A 24,381-nucleotide genomic window follows, 5' to 3' on the forward strand; every position below is an offset into this window, starting at 1 on the left:
ATTCTTCTGCTATTATCGACTGGCGAAAGGCATCCGTGGCATACTCTCATATGCAAAAGAAGGCGTCAGACTATGGTTCCGACCCAAACGTCCGAGATACCGTTAACTCTGCCTTAAACTGGTTGTCTGAATAGATAAAAAAATAATTCTTCCAAAGTCCGGTTTCGGCGGGGCTTATTAAAGTGCCTCTAATCCTGATACTGTCGCTTTTGAGTTCTCAAAATCCAGCAGATTAGTGTTTTAATTAAAGTCATCCACTTTTTTTATGCGCTTTGCGGAAACTCAAGGAATGATATCTATTGCATAATCGAAGGAAATGTGGCATAATATAATACAGAATTGCGGCGGACGTCTGCGGACTATGCCTAAGGGAGTCGGATGCGTTTGGCTTCCTCTTAAATTTGGTAACATCGATATTAGCAAAATGCTTGATCCACGCTTGTTAGGGAAAATTTATTTCCAACAGGCGTGTTTTTATTTTGAGGAAGGAGAAAAAAATGAGTTATAAGTATATGCGAATACAAGGTAGAGAAGATTCTTATATTACCAGGTATCCTAAAGGGATTTTTAGCCTTTGTTGGAATCTTGTAAATGCAGGGGTCATGGATGAAAGTGAAAAAGAGATGTTTGTGTGTATTGATGAGTGGTTTAAGAGTCACTTACCAGAGCCTGAACCATGTGTAAAAAGGGAAAAAGTTATTACTTTTTTTAAATGTGATACTACAAGGCAAATGTACGAAAAATTGAGGCCGGCAATACATTTGTTAGATAAATATAATAGGGCATACGATGTTGTCTATACAAATTTTGTAGGTGAAATTGTGTATGAAGATAAATGGCAGATTGCGGTCAAAGTGGAAGAGAGCAGGATGATTTAAAGTAATTTAACGCTGCAGAAATGGAGAAGAATATGGAGTATAAAAGTTTACTGGAAACAACTCAAAATACAAGAGATTTGGGAGGCTATGAAACCTGTTATGGAAGAAAAACAAAGAGTTTTTCGGTTCTTAGGAGTGACAGGCAGGGATATGCAAGCGATAGAGATAAAAAATTTCTTGTCAACCATGATATTACAACAGTGATAGATATGCGAACGGAAGAAGATGTAAAGAAAAAGCCAAGTAGTTTAACAAATGTTAAAGGAATGACATATTATAACTTCCCCGTTTATGAAGGAAGTAAGGTGCCAAATTCAGTAGAAGAGGTACCCTTTAGTTTTTTGAAAATTGCAGAAGAACCAAATATGAAAGCCATTTTTGAATGTATTGCGAATGCGCCGCAAGGAGTTATTTTTAATTGCTCTGCCGGAAAAGATAGAAGTGGTGTCGTTTCTGCTATTTTGCTCTTATTTGCCGGGGCGAAAGATGAGGATATTATTGAGAATTATGTAGTTACAAAATATTATATTAAACAAAGACTTGAGTATATTAAGCAGAATTCAGATATTGATATGGCGATTGTAACGCCAAACAAATATTTTATGGAAATGTTTTTGAAGATGTTTCGAGAAAAATATGGAGATGTATCCAATTATTTTCAGATTATTGGAATGGATAGAGAATGTATGGATAGGTTAAAAGAGAAATTTGTCTAATGTTGCATGGGGTATGGTGCTGTGATAGAATAAAAAAGAACATTTTCCTATAAATCAGTAGAAAGGAAAGAGGGATATGAGCGACAAACGATTTGCACTGCTGATTGATTCAGACAACATATCAGCAAAATATATTGACAGTATTCTGGACGAAATGACAAGGCATGGGGTGGCAACGTATCGGCGTATTTACGGCGATTTTACTGACTACCACATGAATAAATGGAAAAGTGAGCTGGCGGAGCGGTCGATTACGCCGATTCAGCAGTTTCGCAATACGACAGGGAAAAATGCGACGGATTCGGCACTGATTATTGATGCGATGGACATTTTGTATGCAGGAAATGTAGAAGGATTCTGCATTGTGTCATCGGACGGTGACTTTACAAGATTAGCGAGCCGCCTGCGGGAATCCGGCATGGAAGTGATTGGCATGGGCGAAAGTAAGACGCCGAAATCATTCCGTGGGGCATGCTCGGTATTTACGAATATTGAGCTTTTACTTGAGAGCGACAAAGAGGAAAATAAGAAAGAAAAGAAAAATGCCGTTTCCAAAAAGAAAATTTCGGATGCTGTTTTGGAAGTTATTACGACAAACGAAAACAATGGAAAAGATACGGGACTTGGTGAAATTGGAAGTGCTCTTGTGAAAAAATATTCCGATTTTGACGTGAGAAATTATGGTTATAGTTCGCTGTCGAGATTTATTGAGGATTTGGATAATTTTGAATTGAAGAGAAATCATACCAGTATTCAGGTAATTCTGAAAAATGATGCCAAAGAAGTGGAACAATTTATGGTTGATACGGTGAAAAAGGCGGGCGTCACAGGAATTGATATTGGACAGTTGGCGCAGAAGGTGTATGACCATTTCCCGAATTTTAAGGTAAAGAAATTGGGATATGCAACGTTTCAGAAGCTGGTGCACTCCATCCGCGCACTTCAGGTTGAAAACGTGGGTAATAATCAGAAGAACGTTTATCTGAAAAGATAATGAAATAATTTCCCATTTATGAGCAAATGTGATAGAATAGTATCATTAGGGTTTGGCAGAGTAGCTAAACCAAGGACAAACAACTAGGAGGATGAAAACAGACATGGCGAAACAGAAGATTATGTTAGGAAATGAAGCGATTGCCCGTGGTGCTTATGAAGCCGGGGTAAAAGTATCGGCTGCTTATCCGGGAACACCGAGTACGGAGATTAGCGAGAATCTGGTACAGTATGACGATATTTACTGCGAATGGTCGCCGAACGAGAAAGTTGCTACTGAGGTGGCAATTGGCGCATCCATCAGCGGTGTCCGCGCAATGGCATCGATGAAGCATGTAGGGTTAAATGTGGCGAGTGACCCATTGTATACCGCTTCTTATATTGGAGCAAATGGCGGTCTTATGGTGGTTGTAGCAGATGATCCGGGACTTTACAGTTCCCAGAACGAGCAGGATACCCGTTGTGTAGCACGTGCTGCACTGGTACCGGTATTGGAGCCGTCCGACAGCCAGGAAGCAAAAGATTTTGTCAAAGAAGCTTACCGAATCAGTGAGGAATATGACACACCGGTAATTCTTCGCACGACGACAAGACTGGCACATTCACAGGGTCCTGTTGTATTGGAAGACCGTGTGGAGCCGGAAGATAAACCATATGAGAGAAATCCGGGCAAAAATGTTATGATGCCGGGTAATGCGATTAAGCGTCATCTTCATGTGGAAGACCGCATGAACCGTTTAGAGAAAGATGGTTCTGACTTTGCAATTAACAAAGCAGAATACAACGATACATCCATTGGTTTCATTACCAGTGGTATTCCTTATCAGTATGTGAAGGAAGTATTTCCACAGGCATCTGTGTTAAAACTTGGTATGGTATATCCGCTTCCGAAAAAATTGATTGAAGAGTTTGCAAAAAAAGTAGACAAACTTTACATATTTGAAGAATTGGAGCCGGTAATTGAAGAGCAGGTAAAAGCATGGGGGATTGAGTGTATTGGCAAGGAAATCTTTACCCGTCAGGGTGAGTACAGTGCAAACCTCTTGCGTGAGAAAGTATTGGGACAGAATGTTGAGACAAAACCATATCCGAACCTTCCGGCGCGTCCGCCGATTTTGTGTCCGGGATGCCCGCACAGAAGTACATTCACCGTACTGAACAAATTGAAAATTCATGCAGCCGGTGACATCGGATGTTACACACTTGGTGCGGTAGCTCCATTAAATGTTATCGATACAACGGTCTGCATGGGTGCCAGCATTTCAACCCTTCATGGTATGGAAATGGCACACGGCAAAGATTACATTAAAAACTGGGTAGCTGTAATTGGTGATTCGACCTTTATGCACACCGGCGTTAATTCGCTGATTAACATGGTTTACAATCAGGGAACCGGAACGGTTATTATCATGGATAACTCCACAACCGGTATGACCGGACATCAGGACCATGCGGCAACCGGAAAAACACTGCAGGGCGATGTAGTACCGGCAATCAGCATTTACAACTTGTGTAAATCCATTGGCGTAAAAAATGTAACAGAAGTCAATGCGTTTGATTTGACAGCAATGGAGAAGACAATTAAAGAAGAAGTGGCAAAAGATGAAGTTTCCGTAATTATTGCCTGCGCACCATGCGCACTTCTTAAGGGCGTGAAGTTCCCGAATAAGTGTGTGCCGCTTTCGGATAAATGTAAGAAATGCGGTATGTGTTTGAAACCGGGATGTCCGGCACTTACGAAAAACGAAGATGGAACGATTGCAATTGATGAGACGATGTGTAATGGCTGTGGGCTTTGCAAACAGTTGTGTAAGTTTGACGCTATTGATTGTGTGGCACGCTAAGCAAAACGGAGGAATTGATTCATGGAAACAAAAAATATAATGATTGTAGGTGTAGGTGGTCAGGGAACACTCCTTACCAGCCGCATTTTAGGTGGAATTATTAAAGCGGGAGGCTTTGATGTAAAACTGAGCGAGGTTCATGGTATGGCACAGCGAGGCGGAAGCGTTGTTACGTTTGTCCGCTACGGTGACAAAGTATATGAGCCGATTGTAGAAGAAGGACAGGCAGATGTGCTCATTGCTTTTGAAAAATTAGAGGCAATGCGCTATGCACACTTTTTGAAAAAAGATGGTGTTATGATTGTCAATGACCAGCGCATGGACCCGATGACGGTTGTGACCGGCGTTGCTGAATATCCGGAGAATATTTTGGATACACTGAAAAAAGACCACAAAGTGGTTTCGATTGATGCGATGGATGAGGCGAAAAAACTTGGCAATTCCCGCGTATTTAACACCATTATTATTGGTGTAGCAGCGAAAAATATGGACTTTGACAAACAGCAGTGGTTAGATGTTATTGCAAACACTGTTCCGCCAAAAACCGTTGAAATCAACCAAAAAGCATTTGAGGTAGGTTTTGAAAAATGATAATTGATGCACATACGCACACGTATCCGGAGACGATTGCAAAACGGGCGATTGAAAAGCTTGAGAAAAATTCGGGTACGAAGGCTCACACCAATGGTGTGCAGTCCGGCTTAATGGCGTCGATGAAAGAGGCAGGGATTTCTTATTCCCTGCTTCTTCCTGTCGCTACGTCAAAAAAACAGGTAGATACGATTAATGAAGTGGCAGCAGAAACAAATGCAAAGGCTTTAGAGACCGGGCTTCTTTCGTTTGGCGGAATTCATCCGGAGACCGAGAATGTTTCGGAAGTATTAAATCGTATCAAAGCACTTGGGCTTAAAGGAATCAAAATTCATCCGGATTATCAGGGGACCTTTTTTAATGATATACGGTACAAGCGGATTGTAGAAAAAGCAACAGAATTAGGACTGTATATTACCGTCCATGCCGGCGTAGATATTGGAATGCCGGACCCCGTTCACTGTACGCCTAATCATGTGCTTGAGGTGTTAAAGGACACAGAGTCGGACCACTTGATTCTTGCCCATATGGGCGGATGGCGTTTGTGGAATGAAGTGAAAGAAAAACTGATGGAAAAGCCGCTTTACTTTGACACTTCTTTTTCGGGTGATTATCTGCAAAAAGAGGGTGTTTCGGGAATGCTTACAAAAGAAGCATTTGTCGATTTGATTCATGCGATGGGAAGTGACCGTGTCCTGTTCGGAACGGACAGTCCGTGGAGTGGGCAAAAAGATGCGGTGCAGTGGTTTATGGAAACCGATTTAACAGAGACAGAAAAAAAGAAGATTTTATCTGACAATTTCATTCGAATAATTGGAATTTAAGAGTGACAAAAGACCCACCAATTGTCGGGAGCAGACAAGTTTTGGTGGGTCTTTTTATATGCAGAAAATTTTCTTATAAGAAAATGTATTTCAAAACAAACAATACTGCTAAGATATACATCAAAGGTTTAATTTTCTTAGCTTTTCCACAGCATAAGTTAATTACAACATAAGAAATTACGCCGAGTGCGATACCTTCGGAGATGCTGTACATCAAAGGCATTGCAAGCATAGCAAGGTATGCAGGAACGGCTTCTGTAATATCTTCAAAGTCAATCGAGATGATAGAAGAAATCATCAAAAATCCAACGAAGATTAATGCCGGTGCAGTAGCAAAGGATGGAATTGCTGTGAAAATTGGCGCAAATACGATAGCCAATAAGAACAGCAGACCGGTTACCATTGCAGATAAACCGGTACGTCCACCGGCTGCAACACCAGCGGAGGACTCAACGTAAGTAGTAGTAGTTGATGTTCCGAAAATAGCACCAACCGAAGTTGCGATGGCATCTGCCAAAAGAGCCGGACGGATGCGAGGAAGTTTTCCTTCTTCATCAAGCATATTCGCTTTGGTGGAAACACCAATCAAAGTTCCGAGCGTATCGAAAATGTCAACAAACAAAAAGGCAAATAAAACAGCGATGAAGTTCAGGATATCAACACCTGAGAAATCAACGTTGAAGCACTGGCCAAATGTTGTTCCAAATGCACCAAAGTCAATCATGCGGAAAGTTGGATAAAGGGAGTAGAACTCTTTACCATCCGGTACATAAAGACCAATTGCTTCGCAAATCATACCAAGAATCCATGTGGCAAGAATACCAATCAAAATGGAACCTTTGATATTTTTGTGATGCAGAACAACGATGATGAACAAACCAATTAAAGCAAGCAGGGCACCAATACCGATGGTATGGAAATCGCCTACAAATTTTACATAAGTCAAAAGAGTAGAATCATCGTTGACAACAAGGTTTGCACCCTGAAGGCCGATGAAAGCGATAAACAAGCCGATGCCGGCGCTTACGCCTTTTTTCAGAGCCATTGGAATGGCATTAAAGATGGCTTCACGTACATTTGTCAAAGATAATACGATGAAAATCAAACCTTCAACAAATACGGCAAGCAAAGCAATCTGCCAGGAATATCCCATATTGCCGCAAACGGTGAATGCCATGTATGCATTCAGTCCCATACCCGGTGCAAGGGCAAATGGATAGTTGGCTAACAGAGCCATAGCCATACAGCCGACGAAAGATGCCAGTGCGGTTGCCAAAAGAATGGCATCGGAATTCATTCCGGTAGCACTTAAAATATTTGGATTGACAGCGAGGATGTAAGCCATAGCCATAAATGTTGTCAGACCGGCAACAACCTCAGTACGGAAAGAGGTATTATTCTCTTTCAGTTTGAACATTTTTTCTAACATGAAATGCTCCTCCTTGTAAGTGATAGATATATTGCGCTCACGTGCTCCCTTCGCGAGGCGGTAAAAGGCAGCAAATAGCCGCCTATTTCCCTTCGTAAATAATTAAAGAAGACACGTCGTACTGCGACAATTGTTCTCTTCCCTTTAAGCCGGCAAGTTCCATCAGAAATACAATTTTAGCAACTTCTCCGCCTAATTCCTCAACTAAGGAGGCACATGCTTTTACTGTACCGCCGGTTGCGATAAGGTCGTCCACGATAACAACTTTCTGACCTTTTTTAATGGAATCCTTGTGAAGCTCAATTGCTGCACTGCCATATTCCAAATCATATTCTGCAGTTACTGTTTCACAAGGCAGTTTTCCCTTCTTACGGCATGGCACAAATGGTTTGCCCATTGCATAGGCAATCGGTACACCAAAAATAAATCCACGGGATTCCGTTCCGACAATTACATCAAAATCCACATCTTTGAGTGTTTCAATCATGGAATCAATCGCAAGCTTCAATCCTTCTGCGTCCTGCAAAATCGTTGTAATGTCGCGAAAAATAATTCCCTTTTCCGGAAAGTCAGGAATACTCCGGATATATTCTTCTAATTTTTTCACAATGAGTACCTCGTTTCTTTTTGAATGTTTGGTGAAAAACTACGTTCTTTACCTTTCTATTATAATAAGAGATAAAAATATAATCAAGGTAAAATATTGGTTTTGCGGAAGTCCAGGTGTCTTGGAAAAGGGGCTCCGCTGAATGGCGCTCCCGCTCGACAAACACACAGGGGTATCGGCGTGCAAAATACGCACAGCCTGATACCCGTGCGTTTGTAACCATTCATCGAAACCCCTTCCCCAAGACACCAAAGACACCATCGCTCCTGCAAAAATAATATTTTGTGTAGAGAGTGAGAAAAATATGGAGTATAATCCGATAAATGCTTTAAAAATGAAAAGTTTTTCGGGTTATACTCCGAAAAAACCTTATCGTTGGGCTGTGACAAATGTTTGCTGCCAGTTCCTTTGTATTCCAGTAATTCCGGAGAAAAGCTTTGTGACTTGTGGGTACAAACACGTGGGTATGAGGCTTGCGTATTTTGCATGCCCATACCCTTACGTGTTTGTTAAACGGGAGTGCCCACGAGACGCAAAGCTTTTCTCCGGAATTACGGAAAACAAAAAACTTGACACAAACTGAAGGAGTATTAGGGTTGAGAACTGTCGAAAAACGTGGTATTCTATTAGAGGATTTAATCCATTACAACAATGAATAGAGAACGAGGAGGACATCATGGGCGGTTTTTTTGGAGTGGCATCGAAGGATGACTGCGTATTTGATTTGTTTTTTGGAACCGATTATCATTCCCATCTGGGAACAAGACGTGCCGGAATGGCGGTGTATGGAGAGGACGGGTTTGACCGTGCAATTCACAATATAGAAAATGCACCATTTCGGACGAAATTTGATAAAGACATGCAGAAAATGAAGGGATATTACGGGATTGGCTGCATTTCCGATTTTGAACCACAGCCATTGATTGTGCGTTCCCATCATGGCACATTTGCCATTACAACCGTGGGAAAAATTAACAATGCACAGGAAATTGTGGATGAAATTTTCAATGACAATAACACTCATTTTCTGGAAATGAGTGGTGGAGACATTAATCCGACAGAACTTGTGGCAGCGATTATTAACCAGAAAGAGAATTTGATTGAGGGCATCCATTATGCCTTAGAGCGGATTGATGGTTCTTTAACGTTAATGATTCTTACACCAAAGGGCATTTATGCAGCGCGTGATAAATATGGAAGAACACCGCTTGTGATTGGACATAAAGAAGATGCTTATTGTATGGCAATGGAATCTTTCTCGTTCCAAAATTTAGGATACCGTCCACTAAAGGAATTAGGACCGGGTGAGATTGTAATTGTAAATCAAGAGGGAATTAAAACGCTGATGGCACCGGGAAGCAAGATGCGGATTTGCACATTCTTGTGGGTGTACTATGGTTATCCATCCAGTTCCTACGAGGGAATCAGTGTTGAGCAGATGCGTTATAACTGCGGGAAAAATATGGCAAAACGTGACCATGTAAAACCGGATATTGTTGCCGGGGTTCCGGATTCCGGTACGGCACATGCGGTTGGTTATGCAAATGAGTCCGGTGTTCCATTTTCAAGACCATTTATCAAATATACACCGACGTGGCCGCGCTCCTTTATGCCGACAGTTCAGAGTAAGCGTGACATGATTGCAAAAATGAAAATGCTTGCTGTGCATGATTTGATTCAGGATAGAAGTATTCTTTTGATTGACGATTCCATTGTCCGCGGAACACAGCTTCGTGAAACGACGGAATTTCTGTATGACAGCGGGGCAAAGGAAGTACATATTCGTCCGGCGTGTCCACCGCTTGTATATGGATGTAAGTTTTTGAATTTCTCGCGTTCCTCATCGGAGATGGATTTGATTACCCGCCGTGTGATTGCACGACTGGAAGGAACGGAGGATGTATCAGAGGAAGTATTAGAGCAGTATACCGATCCGGAATCGGAAAAATATGATCAGATGGTTGAAGAAATCCGCAAGGAGTTAAACTTCACATCCCTTCGTTTTAACCGCTTAGATGATATGTTGGAGGCAGTTGGAATTCCGAAAGAAAAACTCTGCACGTATTGTTGGAATGGTAAAGACTGATAGCTTAAGGAAGGAGGAACTTCCATGACGAAAAAGAAAAAAAGACTGTTGGTTGTTGTGGTTTTAGCCGTTGTGCTTGTGGCACTGCTTGCAAGACCGGTTGTGAACTTGGTGATAGAATGGCTGGATCCGGGACAGGCACCGCTGAATGATTTATTTAAATTAAAGAAAAATGAAGTAGCACTTGTGATTAATGATGAACAAAGCAAAGAGAAGGGATATGAAGCAGAGGGCGAAATTTATGTACCGGCATCGGTTGCGTCTACTTATATGGACCAGAGAATTTATGTCGATACAGTGGAAAGCAGCCTTTCCTATGTGACAAGTGGCGGCGTGATTTTGGCGCAGGCAGGAGAAGTTTCTTATCAGGTTGGCAAGGAGACGCAGAACGCGAAGAAGCCAATTCTGCAGAAAAAAGATGATGCGTTTTATGTATCCCTTTCCTTTATCAAAGAACACACGAGCTGCTATTATAAAACATATCAAAATCCAAAACGCCTTGTGATTATGTCAGACCGGAGTGCGTCCTATACGATGGCGTCACTGACAGAGGATACCCGTGTGCGCAAGGGTCCGAATAAAAAATACAAATATTTTGTGGAGCTGGCAAAAGGCACCCGCGTATTTGTGGAAACGGATAAGAAAAAAGAAAATGATTATACGGCAGTTACCACACAGGATGGAATTGCCGGCTATGTACCGAGCGACCGCCTGCAGGGGCAGAAAGAGACGGCTTGGAAATTTGACAAAGAGCCGGAATCTTTTACCCAGTTAAAGACAAAAGGCCAGGTATGTTTGGGATGGCATCAGGTAACGAATGAGACGAGCAGCGGACAGCTTCCATCGCTCATTCAGAGTGCAAAGGCGATGAATGTCATCAGCCCGACGTGGTATGCGCTCAGCGATAATACAGGCAAGTTTGGTTCGCTGGCAAATTCTTCTTATGTTGCTCAGGCACACGCACAGGGAAAACAGGTGTGGGGACTGATTAATGATTTTGGTAAAGGAATTAAATTAAGTAAAGTGCTCGGCGTGACATCAAACCGGAATCGTTTGGTAAATGGTCTGGTGGCAACGGCGATTCAGCATGAATTGGATGGAATTAACATTGACTTTGAGCATGTAACAAAAGATACTGCACCGGCATATCTGGAATTTTTACGTGAACTTACTCTTAAGTGCCACGCAAATGATTTGATTGTTTCGGTGGACAACTATTCGCCGGCAAGTTACAATGCGTATTATGATCTGGAAGAGCAGGGACGCATTGTGGACTATGTGATTTTGATGGCGTATGATGAGCATTACAACGGCAGTGAAGAAAGCGGTTCGGTTTCGTCGCTTCCATTTGTAAAAGAAGGTGTCAAAAATGTGCTGGCAAAGGTACCGGCAGAACGTACGGTAGCTGCACTTCCGTTCTACACGAGATTGTGGAAAGAAGTAAAAGGCAAAAAGCCACATCCGGAAGCTTATGGCATGAGCGGTGCCGAGAGTGTTGTCCGGGCAAATGATGCATCACCAAAGTGGGATGAAGCAACCGGTCAGTATTATGCGGAATTTAAGTCCAGTGGTGCAACTTATAAAATCTGGCTGGAAGAAGAAACTTCGTTAAAGAAAAAACTGGAAGTTGTGAAGAAAAGTAAGACGGCAGGTGTGGCGTTCTGGAAACTTGGTTTTGAGCGTGCCGTTACCTGGACGACGATAGCGGATGCCGTTCGCGGATGGTAAGACTATTTGAAAGAAAAAAGACATACAATAGTACCAAAAAGGATGCGGGAGTCCGTTATGTCGAAGGAAAAAATAGAACAAACAAAGAAAGCAGCCATGGTATTCTTTTTTGCCGTGGCTGCTTTTTTGAGTGCGTGGTACAAGTTTGCGTCACCGTTAGAAAAACCATTTCACAAGACACTTAACCAGACTGCGAAAGGAACGAAGGCAACGATTGTAATTGACCCCGGACACGGTGGTTTTGACCCCGGAAAAGTGGGAGCAAATCAGACATTGGAAAAGGATGTAAACCTTGCCATCAGTGAGAAATTAAATCAAAAACTGGCGGCAAGCGGTTATACGGTTTATATGACAAGAGTGAGTGATGAGGCACTCTGCCGTGGCGATGAATCATCAAAAAAGCGAGCAGATATGCAGAATCGTGTGACGCTGATTGAAGAAAAGAAACCGGATTTGGTTGTGAGCATTCATCAGAACAGTTTTTCTGCATCCACAAAAGGGGCACAGGTTTTTTATCATAAAAGTTCCGAAAAAGGCAAGCGTCTTGCCGGTATTTTACAGCAGTCCATCAAAGAAAAAGCGGACAAAGAAAACCACCGTGTGGAAAAAGCGAATGCCAGTTATTATATGCTTCGGAAGGTGAGCTGTCCGATTGTTATCGTAGAGTGCGGATTTTTGTCAAATCCTGACGAAGAGAGGCTGTTAAATGACGAAAAATATCAAAAAAAGATGGTCGAAGGGATTGCAGAGGGCATTGAAAATTTCTTGTATAAATAGGCAGAATATGGTATGATAAATCATATGAGTATTTGAGAAAAAGCGAGATAGAAGGAATCGTATATGGATACAGAATGGATTTGCTTCGATGCGGTAACAGGGTATGACAAAGGAGAATTGAATCATGCCGCACAGATTTTACGGCAGGGCGGGCTGGTTGCCTTCCCGACGGAGACTGTGTATGGACTTGGCGGGGATGGATTTAACCCGCAGGCGGCTAAAAAAATATATGAGGCAAAAGGGCGTCCGAGTGATAATCCACTGATTCTTCATATCAGTAAGAGAGAAGAACTTGACGCAATTGCTGCACGGATACCGGAAACGGCAGAAAAACTTATGGATGCATTCTGGCCGGGACCGATGACACTTATTTTTGAAAAGACAAAAGCTGTGCCTTATGAGACAACCGGTGGACTTGATACGGTAGCTGTCCGGATGCCTTCACATGAGGGAGCCAGACAGTTGATTGAAAGTGCCGGCGTGCCGGTGGCGGCACCGAGTGCAAATACGTCAGGCAGACCAAGCCCGACGACGGCAGAACATGTAAAAGAAGATTTGTGGGGACGCATTGATATGATTATCGATGGCGGTCTGGTTGGAATCGGTGTGGAATCGACGATTATTGACGTCACAGAAGAGACGCCGACGATTCTGCGTCCGGGACATATTACAAAAGATATGATTGCTAAGGTGATTGGCACAGTACAGATGGATGCCGGTTTATCCGGATTAGACCCATCGGTAAAGCCGAAAGCACCAGGCATGAAGTACAGACATTATGCACCGAAGGCGTCGATGACGGTGATTCAGGGAGAAAAGGAAGCTGTTATCCGCCGGATTAAAGAACTTGCGGCAGAATATCCAAAAGAAAAAGTGGGGATTCTTGCTGCGGATGAAACGTTGTCCTGTTATACACATGGACAAGTTGTGTCAGCGGGATCGCGGAATGAACATACCATTGAGCAGGGGTTATACCGTGCATTACGCGAATTTGACCATATGGGGGTTTCGGTTATTTTTTCTGAGAGTTTTGCGGATGATGACCGGAGCGAGGCAATTATGAACCGTTTATTGAAGGCAGCAGGGCAAAAGATTGAGTATCTTTCGGATAAGTGATTGGAGGAGGCATACGGATGGATTACACAAAAATTATTTTTGTATCGAAGGAAAATGTCCTTCTTGGTCCAATGGCAGAGTGGATTATGAAAAGTATTTTGATGGATAAATCAAAGCAGATTATGTCACGTGGACTGGTTGTACTTTTTGCGGAACCGAGAGACCAGCGGGTGACGGAACTGCTTATGAATCATGGGGTTCCCTGCGAGGAGCAGGTATCGGAAGAATTTCATGCAGAGCAGGTTGATGAGACAACGCTTGTGCTCACGATGAATTTTACCGAAAAAGTCAAAGTTCTCGAAGATTATGGTGTGACGGAACATGTTTATACGCTTCGCGAATTTGTGCAGGAAGAAGATGGAAAAGAATTTGACCCGGATGTGCCGGACCCATATGGAAGCGGGGATGAGGCATATGAGGAATGTTACTTAGAACTCAAAGATTTATTGTACCGGGTGAAGAAAAAATTACAGTGGAACTAAAATATGAGGAGGGTGTTACAATATGATAGCATTAGGCAGCGACCAGGCAGGATATGAATTGAAACAGGTGGTGATGCGTCACTTGGAGGAGCGCGGACTTTCCTACAAAGATTACGGAAGTTACAGTCCTGACCCTGTGGATTATCCGGTGTATGGAAAAAAGGTAGCACATGCCATTGTTGATGGGGAATGTGACAAAGGAATTTTAATTTGCGGAACCGGCATTGGTATCTCAATTGCAGCGAATAAAGTACCGGGAATTCGTGCAGCCGTTTGCAGTGACTGCTTCAGCGCAGAAGCGACCAGACTGCATAACGATGCCAACATTTTAGCTTTCGGTGCGAGAGTTGTGGGACCGGGGCTTGCAGAAAAAATTGTAGATATCTTTTTAGACACAGAATTTTCCGGTGTGGAGAGACATAAACGCCGGGTTGATATGATTGAAGAATAAGGAGTGAAATAACGTGTTAGGTTTTGTCGGATGTGGAAATATGGCACAGGCGATGCTGAAAGGAATTTTGGCAAAAGGCTTGTACAAAGCAGATGAGATTATTGTATCGAGACGTACCAAAGAGGCGTTAGATGCATTGCATGAAGAACTTGGCGTGCAGACAACAACAGATAACAAAGAAGTGGCAGAAAAAGCAGATGTGCTGGTACTTGCGATAAAACCGTATCAGTTTGCAGATGTGATTCCGGAGATTGCACCGGTTTGTAAAGAAAATGCGTTAGTCATTTCGATTGCGGCAGGCCAGACGATAGCGAATATCGAGAAGTTATTTGGAAAGACTATGAAAATAGTACGCACGATGCCGAATACACCGGCACTTGTGTTAGCGGGAGCAACCGGGATGTGTTTTCATCCATCGGTTTCAAAAGAAGAAAGAAAAACGGCAATTACTATATTTGAAAGTTTTGGTGTGGTTGCAGAAGTTTCTGAAAATATGATTGATACCGTGATTGGTGTCAGTGGCAGTTCGCCGGCTTACGTATTTATGTTTATTGAGGCAATGGCGGATGCGGCTGTGGCGGATGGTATGCCGCGTGCCATGGCTTATGAACTGGCGGCACAGACGGTGTACGGAAGTGCTAAGATGGTGCTTGAGACCGGAAAACATCCGGGTGAATTAAAAGATATGGTCTGCTCACCAGCGGGAACGACGATTGAGGCAGTTCGTGTCTTAGAGGAAAAGGGACTGCGCAGTGCTGTCATAGAAGGACAGATGGCATGCGTGAAGAAGGCGAGAGAATTATGAGAAAACGTGACGAAGCGAAAAACCGGAGAGAAATCATACATGCCTTATCGATGATTATGCAGATTGGATTATCGATGATGGTCTGCATGAGTGTCAGCCTGTTGATTGGCTATGGCTTAGACAAGCTTTTTGGTACCAAATGCTTTATGGTAATCATGATGTTTATCGGGATTTTGGCATCGCTTCGCAGTATGCTTGTATTGACCGGACAGTATCACCCGGGCAGTACAAAAAAGGAAACACAGGAAGGAAAACAGGATGGAGACGGCGAAGATTAGTTTATGGGAAGTCATAATCGGCATATGGATTCTTGCCATTGTGGTAATTCTTGGCGGCATCTTTTTTGTGCCGGAGCCGTTACCGTATGCTTTGGGAGAAATCGCTGGCAGTGTTACAGCGAGTGGACTTATGGTTCATTTGTACCGGAGCATTGACATTGAGTTAGACCTTCCGGAAAAAAAGGCAGTAAGTCACTCCAGAGCGATGGGGCTTGTACGGAGCGCCATTGAAATCGGAGTGCTTGTAGGAAGTTTTTTTCTTTCAAAATGGGTTATGCCATATACCGTTTTGGCGGGACTGCTTGCAAGAAAGGCAGCAGCACTTATGGTTCCATGGATGGAAAAAATAAGACTTCGTAAAAAGAAATTATTATAGGAAAGGAGAGTGAGAGCGTGGATGGAGTAGATTTTTATGTATATGGGCATCTGCCGATTCATATTGGCGGCGTGACGGTGTACATCACGACGACCCATATATGTCTGGCTATCGTTATGGCGGCTCTGATTATTTTCGCGATTGTTGCAAATCATAAAATCAAAAAAGCAGACCCGACGAAGGCACCGACCGGATTTTTAAATGTCATCGAGCTTTTAGTGGAAACCCTTGACAATCTGGTTAAGAGCAACATGGGAAAGACGCTGGCACCAAAGTTCAAAAACTATATTGGTGTGATTTTCATGTTCCTTGTGACATGTAATTTGTCCGGGCTTTTTGGACTCAGACCACCGACTGCGGATTATGGTACGACACTTCCACTGGCGTTAATCACTTTTGTTATGATTCAGTATCAGGGAATCAAATGGCAGAAGTGGGGAAAACTCAAAGGTTTGTTTGAACCGATTTTCTTATTTTTCCCGATTAATGTAATTAGTGAATTTGCCACACCGGTATCTCTGTCACTTCGTCTGTTTGCCAATATTTTATCGGGAACCATGATGATGGCGTTGATCTACGGACTTCTTCCTAAGTTCCTTTTGTGGGTCTGGCCGGCTGCACTACACGCTTATTTGGATGTATTTGCCGGCGCATTGCAAGCGTATGTATTCGCTATGCTGACAATGGTATTCATTGCGAATGCCGCAGATTTGGATGATTAATTTTATCGCGCATAAGCGCAGAAAGTGAGGAAAAGATATGAATATTTCAGGAGCAGATTTAGTACATGCAGCATCAGCAATTGGTGCAGGATTAGCAGTTATCGCAGGTATCGGACCTGGTGTTGGACAGGGTATTGCAGCCGGATATGGTGCAAGTGCCGTAGGACGTAACCCGGGTGCCCGTGGTGAGATTATGTCAACCATGCTTCTTGGACAGGCAGTAGCCGAGACAACCGGTTTGTATGGTCTGGTTGTAGCCATGATTCTGCTGTTTGTAAATCCATTTGGAGTATAATGCAATCCATCCGAAAATTGTAAGAAAGGAGGGACTGTAATTGGATCCAAGAATATTTGGACTTGACCCGCAGACGTTATTTGATACATGCATTACGTTAGTTGCCATGCTGGCATTGTTTATCCTTTTATCGTATCTTTTGTTTAATCCGGCGCGCAAGCTGATTCAAAAGAGAAAGGATTATATTGAGAGCCAGCTTTCGGAGGCGGCATCCGCTAAAGATGAGGCACTTGCCATGAAGAAAGAGTATGATGACAAACTGGCAAAGGTGGATGATGAATCCACAGAATTGATTTCACAGGCTCGCCAAAAAGCAAAAGAGCGTGCGAGTGAAATTGTAAATGAGGCCGGCGATGAAGCACATCGTATTCTGGCACGTGCAGAGAAAGAAGTGGCACTTGAAAAGGATAAAGTCCGTGATGAAATGAAACAGGAAATGGTTCAGGTGGCTTCTATGATGGCTGGCAAACTGGTGTCAGAATCCATCAGTGAAGAGGCACAGGCCAAGTTGATTGAAGAGACATGCAATGAAATGGGGGATTCGACATGGCAAAGTTAGTTTCAAAAGTGTACGGCGATGCTTTGTTTTCTCTTGCGGTAGAAGAAAATCGTGTGGATGAACTCTGGGACGAAACGCGTGCGATGAAGCAGGTGCTTTCGGAAAATCCGGATTTCATGGCGATTTTGGAACATCCTGAAATGACGATGGAAAAAAAGATGGATGTGCTGCAGGAGGTTTTTCAAAAGGAACTGTCCCAGGACATGATGGGACTTTTGCATGTTCTTGTAAAAAAAGGAAGAATCGGAGAACTAATCCCTGTGTTAGCATATTTTAATGAATGTGCCATGGCATACAAAAAGATAGGAAAAGTTCAGATTCAGACGCCGATGCCACTATCGGAGAAACAAAAAAAGAAAATTGAACAAAAACTTCTTGAGGTGAGCGAGTACGAAACTTTGTCGGTGGACTACGAAATTGATAAAAGTCTGCTTGGCGGCATTGTGATTCGTATTGGCAACCAAGTTCTTGACAACAGTATCCGTGCAAAACTGGATGCGATGACAAGAGATTTGAGTAAAGTAAGGCTGTCAAATTAGACGGGCGGCTTTCAGAAAGAAGGTGTGTTGGAAACATGAATTTAAGACCGGAAGAAATTAGTTCAGTCATTAAAGAAGAAATAAAAAAATATAGTACGGAGTTTGAAGTTGCCAATGTAGGAACGGTAATTCAGGTTGCCGATGGAATTGCCCGTATTCATGGACTGGAGAAGGCAATGCAGGGTGAGCTGTTAGAGTTCCCGCATGAAGTGTACGGAATGGTCATGAACTTAGAGGAAGATAATGTTGGTGCGGTTTTACTTGGTGATTCGGCAAACATTAACGAAGGTGACATGGTTAAGACGACAGGACGTGTGGCAACGGTGCCGGTTGGCGACGCAATGTTAGGCCGCGTTGTGAATGCGCTCGGACAGCCAATTGATGGTAAAGGTCCGGTAAATACGGATAAGATTCGTCCGATTGAGCGTGTGGCATCAGGTGTTATTTCCCGTAAATCGGTAGATACACCGCTGCAGACAGGTATTAAGGCGATTGACTCCATGGTTCCAATCGGAAGAGGTCAGCGTGAGTTGATTATCGGTGACCGCCAGACCGGTAAAACGGCAATTGCGATTGATACCATCATTAACCAGAAAGACCAGGATGTACTTTGTATTTATGTAGCAATCGGACAGAAAGCATCAACGGTTGCCAATATTGTAAAGACACTCGAAGAGAGTGGTGCGATGGATTATACAACGGTTGTAGCAGCGACCGCAAGTGAGTTAGCACCACTTCAGTATATTGCGCCATATGCAGGATGTGCGATTGGTGAAGAGTGGATGGAGAGCGGCAAGGATGTTCTTATCGTTTATGATGATTTGACCAAACATGCGGCTGCTTATCGTACCCTTTCATTGCTTCTTCGCAGACCACCGGGACGTGAGGCGTTCCCTGGCGATGTCTTTTATCTGCATTCCCGTCTTTTGGAGCGTGCAGCAAAATTGTCAGATAAGTTAGGCGGCGGTTCTTTGACGGCACTGCCGATTATTGAGACACAGGCAGGTGACGTATCGGCATACATTCCGACTAATGTAATTTCGATTACAGATGGTCAGATTTATCTAGAGACCGAGATGTTTAACTCCGGTTTCCGTCCGGCGGTAAATCCGGGTCTGTCCGTATCCCGAGTTGGTGGTTCGGCACAGATTAAAGCGATGAAAAAGATTGCGGGACCGATTCGTATCGAGCTTGCACAGTACCGCGAGCTGGCCGCATTTTCCCAGTTTGGCTCCGATTTGGATGCCGACACAAAACGCCAGTTAGACCAGGGTGAAAGAATCCGTGAGATTTTAAAGCAGGATCAGTATGCGCCGCTGCCGGTATGGTATCAGGTTATTATCATTTATGCAGCGACAAAACAGTATCTTTTGGATATTGCGGTAGAAGATGTCCTTGCGTTTGAAAAAGGTTTGTTCCGTTTTGTGGATGAAAAGTATCCGGAAGTACCGGCTGCCATCCGCGATGAGAAACAAATCAGTGAAGAGACAGAGAAGAAATTGATTCAGGCGATTGAGGAATATAAACGCAATTTTATTCATGAGAAATAAAAGAGAGGTGTGATGCTATGGCCTCAATGAGGGACATCAAAAGAAGAAAAGAAAGTATACAAAGCACTTCTCAGATTACAAAGGCAATGAAACTGGTTTCGACTGTAAAACTTCAAAAAGCGAAGGGAAGAGCAGAAGAAACACAGCCTTATTTTAACAAAATGTATGAGACGGTTTCGGGTATGCTTGCCAAATCCGGCACCGTGAGATATCCCGGAAAACGAGAGAAAAATCCGGATGAACCATGCAAAAAAGGTGTGATTGTAATTTCGTCAAACCGTGGACTGGCGGGTGGTTACAATTCCAATCTTGTCAAGTTAGTTACCAAAGGTGATTTTGACCGAGAAAATACGATTATTTTTCCGGTTGGAAGAAAAGGCTTGGAAAGCCTTGTGAGACAGGGGTATACCTGTCAGGGGGATTTTTCCGAGGTGATTAACAATCCGTTGTTTGGAGATGCGGTAAGCATTGGAAAGACCGTGATTGGTGCGTTGGAAAATGGTGACATTGATGAAGTGTATTTAGCGTATACGGTATTTAAAAATACCGTGACACAAATCCCTACTTTGATTAAAATTCTTCCATTTGCAGAGGATGATATCAAGGAGAATGCACAGGAAGAGGATGAGAAGGATAAGGGTGCTGTGGCACAGATGAATTATGAGCCGGAGGAGGAAGAAACTCTGGGTTATATCATTCCTTTGTATGTAAACAGCCTAATCTTTGGTGCGCTCGTGGAAGCGGTGGCCAGTGAAAATGGTGCGCGTATGCAGGCGATGGATTCTGCAACAAGTAACGCAGAGGAGATGATTGATACCTTGGGATTGCAGTATAACCGTGCAAGACAGGCTGCAATTACTCAGGAATTGACAGAGATTGTTGCTGGTGCGTCAGCGATAAGTTAGGAGGTAGAAAATGGCAGAGAATAGTAAGACAAGTCTCGGCGTAATTACCCAGATTGTTGGAGCCGTACTGGATATTCGTTTTCAGGACGGAAACCTGCCTGAGATTAATGAAGCAATCCACATCAAACGACAGGATGGGGATAAGCTTGTAGTTGAGGTGGCACAGCATTTGGGTGATGATACCGTTCGCTGTATTGCCATGGGACCAACGGATGGTTTGGTCCGCGGCATGGAAGCAGTGGCAACGGGAGCTCCGATTTGTGTGCCGGTAGGTGAAGAAACATTAGGACGTATGTTTAATGTTCTAGGCGAGCCAATTGATGAAAAAGAGCCGCCAAAAGTAAAAGAGTATGATCCGATTCACAGAAAAGCACCTTCTTTTGAAGAGCAGTCTACCGAATCGGAGATTTTGGAAACCGGTATTAAAGTAATTGACCTTTTGTGCCCATATCAGAAGGGTGGTAAAATTGGTTTGTTTGGTGGTGCCGGTGTAGGTAAAACGGTACTCATTCAGGAGTTGATTACAAACATTGCTACAGAGCACGGTGGATATTCGGTATTTACCGGTGTTGGTGAGCGTACCCGTGAGGGAAATGATTTGTACTATGAAATGATTGAGTCCGGCGTAATTGATAAAACAACCATGGTGTTTGGACAGATGAATGAGCCGCCCGGAGCGAGAATGCGAGTAGGTCTTGCCGGACTTACGATGGCAGAATATTTCCGTGACAAAGGTGGAAAGGATGTGCTTTTGTTTATTGACAACATCTTCCGTTTTACACAGGCAGGTTCTGAGGTTTCAGCGCTTTTAGGACGTATGCCGAGTGCGGTAGGTTACCAGCCGACACTGCAGACAGAGATGGGTGCTTTGCAGGAGCGAATCACTTCGACAAAGAGCGGTTCGATTACATCCGTTCAGGCGGTTTATGTACCGGCCGATGATTTGACAGACCCGGCTCCGGCGACGACTTTTGCCCACTTGGATGCGACAACCGTATTGGAGCGTTCGATTGCAGAACTTGGTATTTACCCGGCAGTAGACCCGCTGGCTTCAACATCCCGTATGCTGGACCCTCGTGTGCTGGGTGAAGAACATTATCAGGTTGCCCGTGGTGTTCAGGAGATTTTGCAGCGTTACAAAGAGTTACAGGATATTATTGCCATTCTTGGTATGGACGAGTTGTCGGAAGACGAGAAAATGCTTGTCAACCGTGCGCGTAAAGTGCAGCGATTCCTGTCGCAGCCATTTAACGTCGCAGAACAGTTTACCGGTCTTCCCGGTAAATATGTTCAGTTGTCTGATACGATTCAGGGATTCAAAGAAATTCTGGATGGTAAACATGATGAGATTCCGGAAGGTTATTTCTTAAATGCCGGAAGTATTGATGATGTTGTAGCACGATACAAAGAGAGCCGCCAGTAATTTCAGGCGGATAGGAAAGGAAGTGGTTACAACATGGCAGAACGTAAAACATTTCGTCTTGAAGTGATTTCGCCGGAGCGCATTTTCTATACCGGAGATGCTGAGATGGTGGAACTTACGACGACGGAAGGTGACATCGGAATCTATGCGGATCACATTCCGCTTACGACGATTGTTGCACCTGGTGTAATGACGATTACCGAGCCGGGTGGCGTGCTCAAAGAGGCAGCAGTGCTGGAAGGCTTTATGGAAATTACACCGGATAAAGTTACAATTCTTGCTCAGTCCTGCGAGTGGCCGGAAGAAATTGACATTAATCGTGCGGCAGAGGCGAAGGCGAGAGCCGAGCGCCGCTTAAAAAGTGCAGATGAAAATATAAACATGGCACGAGCAGATTTGGCTTTGCGAAAATCGTTGATTCGGTTGCAGTTAGCTGAAAAATAAAAAGAATCCCCTAAAAAGCAGGATATTTGCGTTGCAAATATAGCTTTTCGGGGGATTTCTTTTTATTTTTTGCTTTTTGGGGAAGAGGAGGCTGGTGAGAAGGAGGGGGACAACTGTTTTTTGTCGATTTATTTGGATTCCAGTAATTGTGTAGGAAAGTTTTGTGACTCGTGGGTTTGAGTGCGTCAGCAGGAGGTGCTGGTAGTTTCAGCACCCCTGCTGCTACGCAACTCAATTAGTGAGAACGGCGCAAGAGGTTCGGGGAACCTCTGACCTGCGCGGACCGGAGTGGAACGTAGACCCACGAGTCACAAAACTTTTCTACACAATTACGGAACCAAAAAAAATCACTATGGAAACCCCTCCGAAATTATGGTAAAATAGTGAGTAATAGGGTAGTTGCAATAACATACGAAGGAGAGAGTTTATTATGGTTATTAAGGTGATTTTGTTACTGGTATTTTTTGCCGTGATGCTTGGGATTGGATTTTATTCCAGAAAGCATGCGACAGATGTGAATGGTTTTGTGTTGGGAGGACGTTCGGTTGGTCCGTGGCTGACCGCATTTGCATATGGAACGTCTTATTTTTCAGCGGTTGTATTTGTCGGATATGCAGGACAGTTCGGTTACAAATACGGACTTGCTTCCACTTGGATTGGAATTGGCAATGCAGTGCTTGGTTCTCTGCTTGCATGGGTTGTATTGGGACGACGTACAAGAATTATGACAAAGCATTTGAAATCCATGACCATGCCGGATTTCTTTGGAAAACGTTATGGCAGTAAATCGCTTCGCGTTGCAGCGTCGATGATTGCCTTTATTTTCCTCATTCCGTATACCGCATCGGTGTATAATGGTCTTTCCTATTTGTTTGGTATGGCATTTGATATTGACTTCCGCATCTGTGTAGTCGTGATGGCGGTGCTGACCGGTGTATATGTTATTGTGGGCGGTTATATGGCGACTGCACTGAATGACTTGATTCAGGGAATTATTATGTTATTTGGTATTGTGGCAGTCATTGCGGCAGTGCTTTCCGGTCATGGCGGATTTTTGGCTGCAGTGAAGGAACTTGCGCATGTGCCAAGTGACGTAATGCCGGGAGCTTATGCATCTTTCTTTGGACCAGACCCATTGAATCTGCTTGGGGTTGTGATTTTAACTTCATTGGGTACGTGGGGCCTTCCACAGATGATTCAGAAATTTTATGCCATTAAAGATGAAAAAGCAGTACATACAGGAACTATTATTTCGACGTTGTTTGCCGTAGTTGTTTCCGGCGGCTGCTATTTCCTTGGTGGATTCAGCCAGATTTCCGGTGTGACAAAAGCAGCCGATGGCAGTGTGGCATATGATACTATTATACCGACGATGCTTTCAAGCCTGCCTGACATTCTGATTGGAATTGTCATTGTGCTTGTTTTGTCTGCATCCATGTCGACTTTGTCGAGCCTTGTGCTGACGTCAAGTTCCACACTCACACTTGATTTTATCAAACCATTGTTTGTAAAAGATATGAGTGAGAAAAAGCAGTTAATCTGGATGAGAATACTGCTTGCGTTCTTTATCATCATTTCCGTTGTGATTGCACTTGATCCGCCGGCATTTATTGCACAGCTTATGGGAATCAGCTGGGGTGCTCTGGCAGGAGCGTTTTTAGCACCATTTTTGTATGGACTGTACTGGAAGCGCGTGACAAAAGCGGCTGTCTGGGCAAGTTTTATTGCCGGAGTTGGAATTACGGTTTCTAACATGTTTATCAATTATATTGCATCACCGATTAACGCCGGAGCATTAGCAATGCTTGCTGGTTTGATTGTTGTCCCGGTTGTTAGTGTAATAACGAAGAAACCGGACGAAGCAATTGTAGATGGAATTTTTAACTGCTTGGATGAAAAAGTTATGGTAGAGCAGAAAATGGCTTTGCCGGAAGAGGACGAAGAGTAAACGTATACAATGGAA

26 protein-coding genes are annotated in these 24,381 nt (G+C 43.5%); 24 read left to right on the forward strand and 2 right to left on the reverse strand.

Features of this window, described 5'->3' with window-relative positions; translation table 11 throughout:
* Positions 1-497 precede the first annotated feature (497 nt).
* The 6 genes from DW019_RS13070 to DW019_RS13095 all read left to right on the forward strand — a co-directional run bounded on the left by DW019_RS13070 (position 498) and on the right by DW019_RS13095 (position 5,846).
* Positions 498-878 (forward strand): hypothetical protein, encoded by a 381-nt coding sequence (locus DW019_RS13070; RefSeq protein ID WP_118443839.1) that lies wholly within the window; start codon positions 498-500, stop codon positions 876-878.
* Positions 879-910: 32 nt separating this feature from the next.
* Positions 911-1,594, forward strand: a complete 684-nt coding sequence (locus tag DW019_RS13075; RefSeq protein WP_182431144.1) for a tyrosine-protein phosphatase — start codon at positions 911-913, stop codon at positions 1,592-1,594.
* Between the two features lie 76 nt (positions 1,595-1,670).
* A complete protein-coding gene (locus tag DW019_RS13080) occupies positions 1,671-2,588 on the forward strand; it encodes an NYN domain-containing protein (RefSeq protein ID WP_118443843.1) in 918 nt (305 codons plus the stop codon).
* A gap of 103 nt (positions 2,589-2,691) precedes the next feature.
* Positions 2,692-4,431, forward strand: a complete 1,740-nt coding sequence (gene iorA, locus DW019_RS13085; protein WP_118443881.1) for an indolepyruvate ferredoxin oxidoreductase subunit alpha — start codon at positions 2,692-2,694, stop codon at positions 4,429-4,431.
* Between the two features lie 21 nt (positions 4,432-4,452).
* On the forward strand, positions 4,453-5,022 hold the full coding sequence (locus DW019_RS13090; RefSeq protein ID WP_022376140.1) for an indolepyruvate oxidoreductase subunit beta: 570 nt from the start codon (positions 4,453-4,455) through the stop codon (positions 5,020-5,022).
* On the forward strand, positions 5,019-5,846 hold the full coding sequence (locus tag DW019_RS13095) for an amidohydrolase family protein (protein ID WP_022376139.1): 828 nt from the start codon (positions 5,019-5,021) through the stop codon (positions 5,844-5,846). Before DW019_RS13090 ends, DW019_RS13095 begins: the two co-directional genes overlap by 4 nt.
* Positions 5,847-5,919: 73 nt before the next feature.
* On the opposite strand, the gene DW019_RS13100 is transcribed toward DW019_RS13095, so the two are convergent.
* Together DW019_RS13100 and DW019_RS13105 are read right to left on the reverse strand one after the other, a co-directional pair.
* Entirely contained in the window at positions 5,920-7,275 is a 1,356-nt protein-coding gene (locus DW019_RS13100; protein WP_118443845.1) for an NCS2 family permease, read from the reverse strand.
* A gap of 82 nt (positions 7,276-7,357) precedes the next feature.
* The gene (locus DW019_RS13105; RefSeq protein ID WP_022376137.1) at positions 7,358-7,882 is read right to left on the reverse strand and encodes an adenine phosphoribosyltransferase; all 525 of its coding nucleotides are present in this window, start codon (positions 7,880-7,882) and stop codon (positions 7,358-7,360) included.
* 676 nt (positions 7,883-8,558) lie between these two features.
* On the opposite strand from DW019_RS13105, the gene DW019_RS13115 reads away from it, so the two are divergent.
* The 18 genes from DW019_RS13115 (at position 8,559) to DW019_RS13200 (ending at position 24,366) form a co-directional block, all read left to right on the forward strand.
* Entirely contained in the window at positions 8,559-9,968 is a 1,410-nt protein-coding gene (locus DW019_RS13115; RefSeq protein ID WP_118443847.1) for an amidophosphoribosyltransferase, read from the forward strand.
* Between the two features lie 24 nt (positions 9,969-9,992).
* Positions 9,993-11,696: a glycosyl hydrolase family 18 protein gene (locus DW019_RS13120; protein ID WP_118443849.1), complete on the forward strand. Its 1,704-nt coding sequence runs from the start codon at positions 9,993-9,995 to the stop codon at positions 11,694-11,696.
* A gap of 57 nt (positions 11,697-11,753) precedes the next feature.
* Entirely contained in the window at positions 11,754-12,473 is a 720-nt protein-coding gene (locus tag DW019_RS13125; protein ID WP_182431145.1) for an N-acetylmuramoyl-L-alanine amidase, read from the forward strand.
* A gap of 63 nt (positions 12,474-12,536) precedes the next feature.
* Positions 12,537-13,589: an L-threonylcarbamoyladenylate synthase gene (locus tag DW019_RS13130; RefSeq protein WP_118443853.1), complete on the forward strand. Its 1,053-nt coding sequence runs from the start codon at positions 12,537-12,539 to the stop codon at positions 13,587-13,589.
* Between the two features lie 17 nt (positions 13,590-13,606).
* Positions 13,607-14,071, forward strand: coding sequence for a hypothetical protein (locus tag DW019_RS13135; RefSeq protein WP_117478959.1), 465 nt, complete (start codon positions 13,607-13,609; stop codon positions 14,069-14,071).
* A 22-nt stretch (positions 14,072-14,093) separates the two neighbouring features.
* Complete coding sequence (gene rpiB / locus DW019_RS13140; RefSeq protein WP_117478960.1) at positions 14,094-14,522, forward strand: ribose 5-phosphate isomerase B; 429 nt, start codon at positions 14,094-14,096, stop codon at positions 14,520-14,522.
* 13 nt (positions 14,523-14,535) lie between these two features.
* Positions 14,536-15,327: a pyrroline-5-carboxylate reductase gene (gene proC, locus DW019_RS13145; protein ID WP_279217664.1), complete on the forward strand. Its 792-nt coding sequence runs from the start codon at positions 14,536-14,538 to the stop codon at positions 15,325-15,327.
* Positions 15,300-15,605, forward strand: a complete 306-nt coding sequence (locus DW019_RS13150) for an AtpZ/AtpI family protein (protein ID WP_117478961.1) — start codon at positions 15,300-15,302, stop codon at positions 15,603-15,605. The genes proC and DW019_RS13150 overlap by 28 nt, the downstream gene beginning before the upstream one ends.
* A complete protein-coding gene (locus DW019_RS13155; RefSeq protein ID WP_118443855.1) occupies positions 15,586-15,981 on the forward strand; it encodes a hypothetical protein in 396 nt (131 codons plus the stop codon). The genes DW019_RS13150 and DW019_RS13155 overlap by 20 nt, the downstream gene beginning before the upstream one ends.
* 17 nt (positions 15,982-15,998) lie before the next feature.
* Complete coding sequence (gene atpB, locus DW019_RS13160) at positions 15,999-16,703, forward strand: F0F1 ATP synthase subunit A (RefSeq protein ID WP_243024165.1); 705 nt, start codon at positions 15,999-16,001, stop codon at positions 16,701-16,703.
* Positions 16,704-16,740: 37 nt separating this feature from the next.
* Complete coding sequence (gene atpE, locus DW019_RS13165) at positions 16,741-16,998, forward strand: ATP synthase F0 subunit C (RefSeq protein ID WP_022376125.1); 258 nt, start codon at positions 16,741-16,743, stop codon at positions 16,996-16,998.
* Positions 16,999-17,038: 40 nt separating this feature from the next.
* On the forward strand, positions 17,039-17,557 hold the full coding sequence (atpF, locus tag DW019_RS13170) for a F0F1 ATP synthase subunit B (RefSeq protein ID WP_117478964.1): 519 nt from the start codon (positions 17,039-17,041) through the stop codon (positions 17,555-17,557).
* Entirely contained in the window at positions 17,545-18,096 is a 552-nt protein-coding gene (gene atpH, locus DW019_RS13175) for an ATP synthase F1 subunit delta (RefSeq protein WP_022376123.1), read from the forward strand. The genes atpF and atpH overlap by 13 nt, the downstream gene beginning before the upstream one ends.
* Before the next feature lie 35 nt (positions 18,097-18,131).
* Positions 18,132-19,646, forward strand: a complete 1,515-nt coding sequence (gene atpA, locus DW019_RS13180; RefSeq protein ID WP_022376122.1) for a F0F1 ATP synthase subunit alpha — start codon at positions 18,132-18,134, stop codon at positions 19,644-19,646.
* Positions 19,647-19,663: 17 nt separating this feature from the next.
* Positions 19,664-20,551, forward strand: a complete 888-nt coding sequence (gene atpG / locus DW019_RS13185) for an ATP synthase F1 subunit gamma (protein WP_022376121.1) — start codon at positions 19,664-19,666, stop codon at positions 20,549-20,551.
* 10 nt (positions 20,552-20,561) lie between these two features.
* Entirely contained in the window at positions 20,562-21,974 is a 1,413-nt protein-coding gene (gene atpD / locus DW019_RS13190) for a F0F1 ATP synthase subunit beta (protein ID WP_022376120.1), read from the forward strand.
* Between the two features lie 33 nt (positions 21,975-22,007).
* Positions 22,008-22,418: an ATP synthase F1 subunit epsilon gene (gene atpC, locus DW019_RS13195; protein ID WP_117478967.1), complete on the forward strand. Its 411-nt coding sequence runs from the start codon at positions 22,008-22,010 to the stop codon at positions 22,416-22,418.
* A gap of 430 nt (positions 22,419-22,848) precedes the next feature.
* Positions 22,849-24,366, forward strand: coding sequence for a sodium/solute symporter (locus tag DW019_RS13200; RefSeq protein WP_117478968.1), 1,518 nt, complete (start codon positions 22,849-22,851; stop codon positions 24,364-24,366).
* Positions 24,367-24,381 lie beyond the last annotated feature (15 nt).

Source organism: Clostridium sp. AF37-5 (genome assembly GCF_003477605.1).
Lineage (GTDB): Bacteria > Bacillota > Clostridia > Lachnospirales > Lachnospiraceae > Eubacterium_F.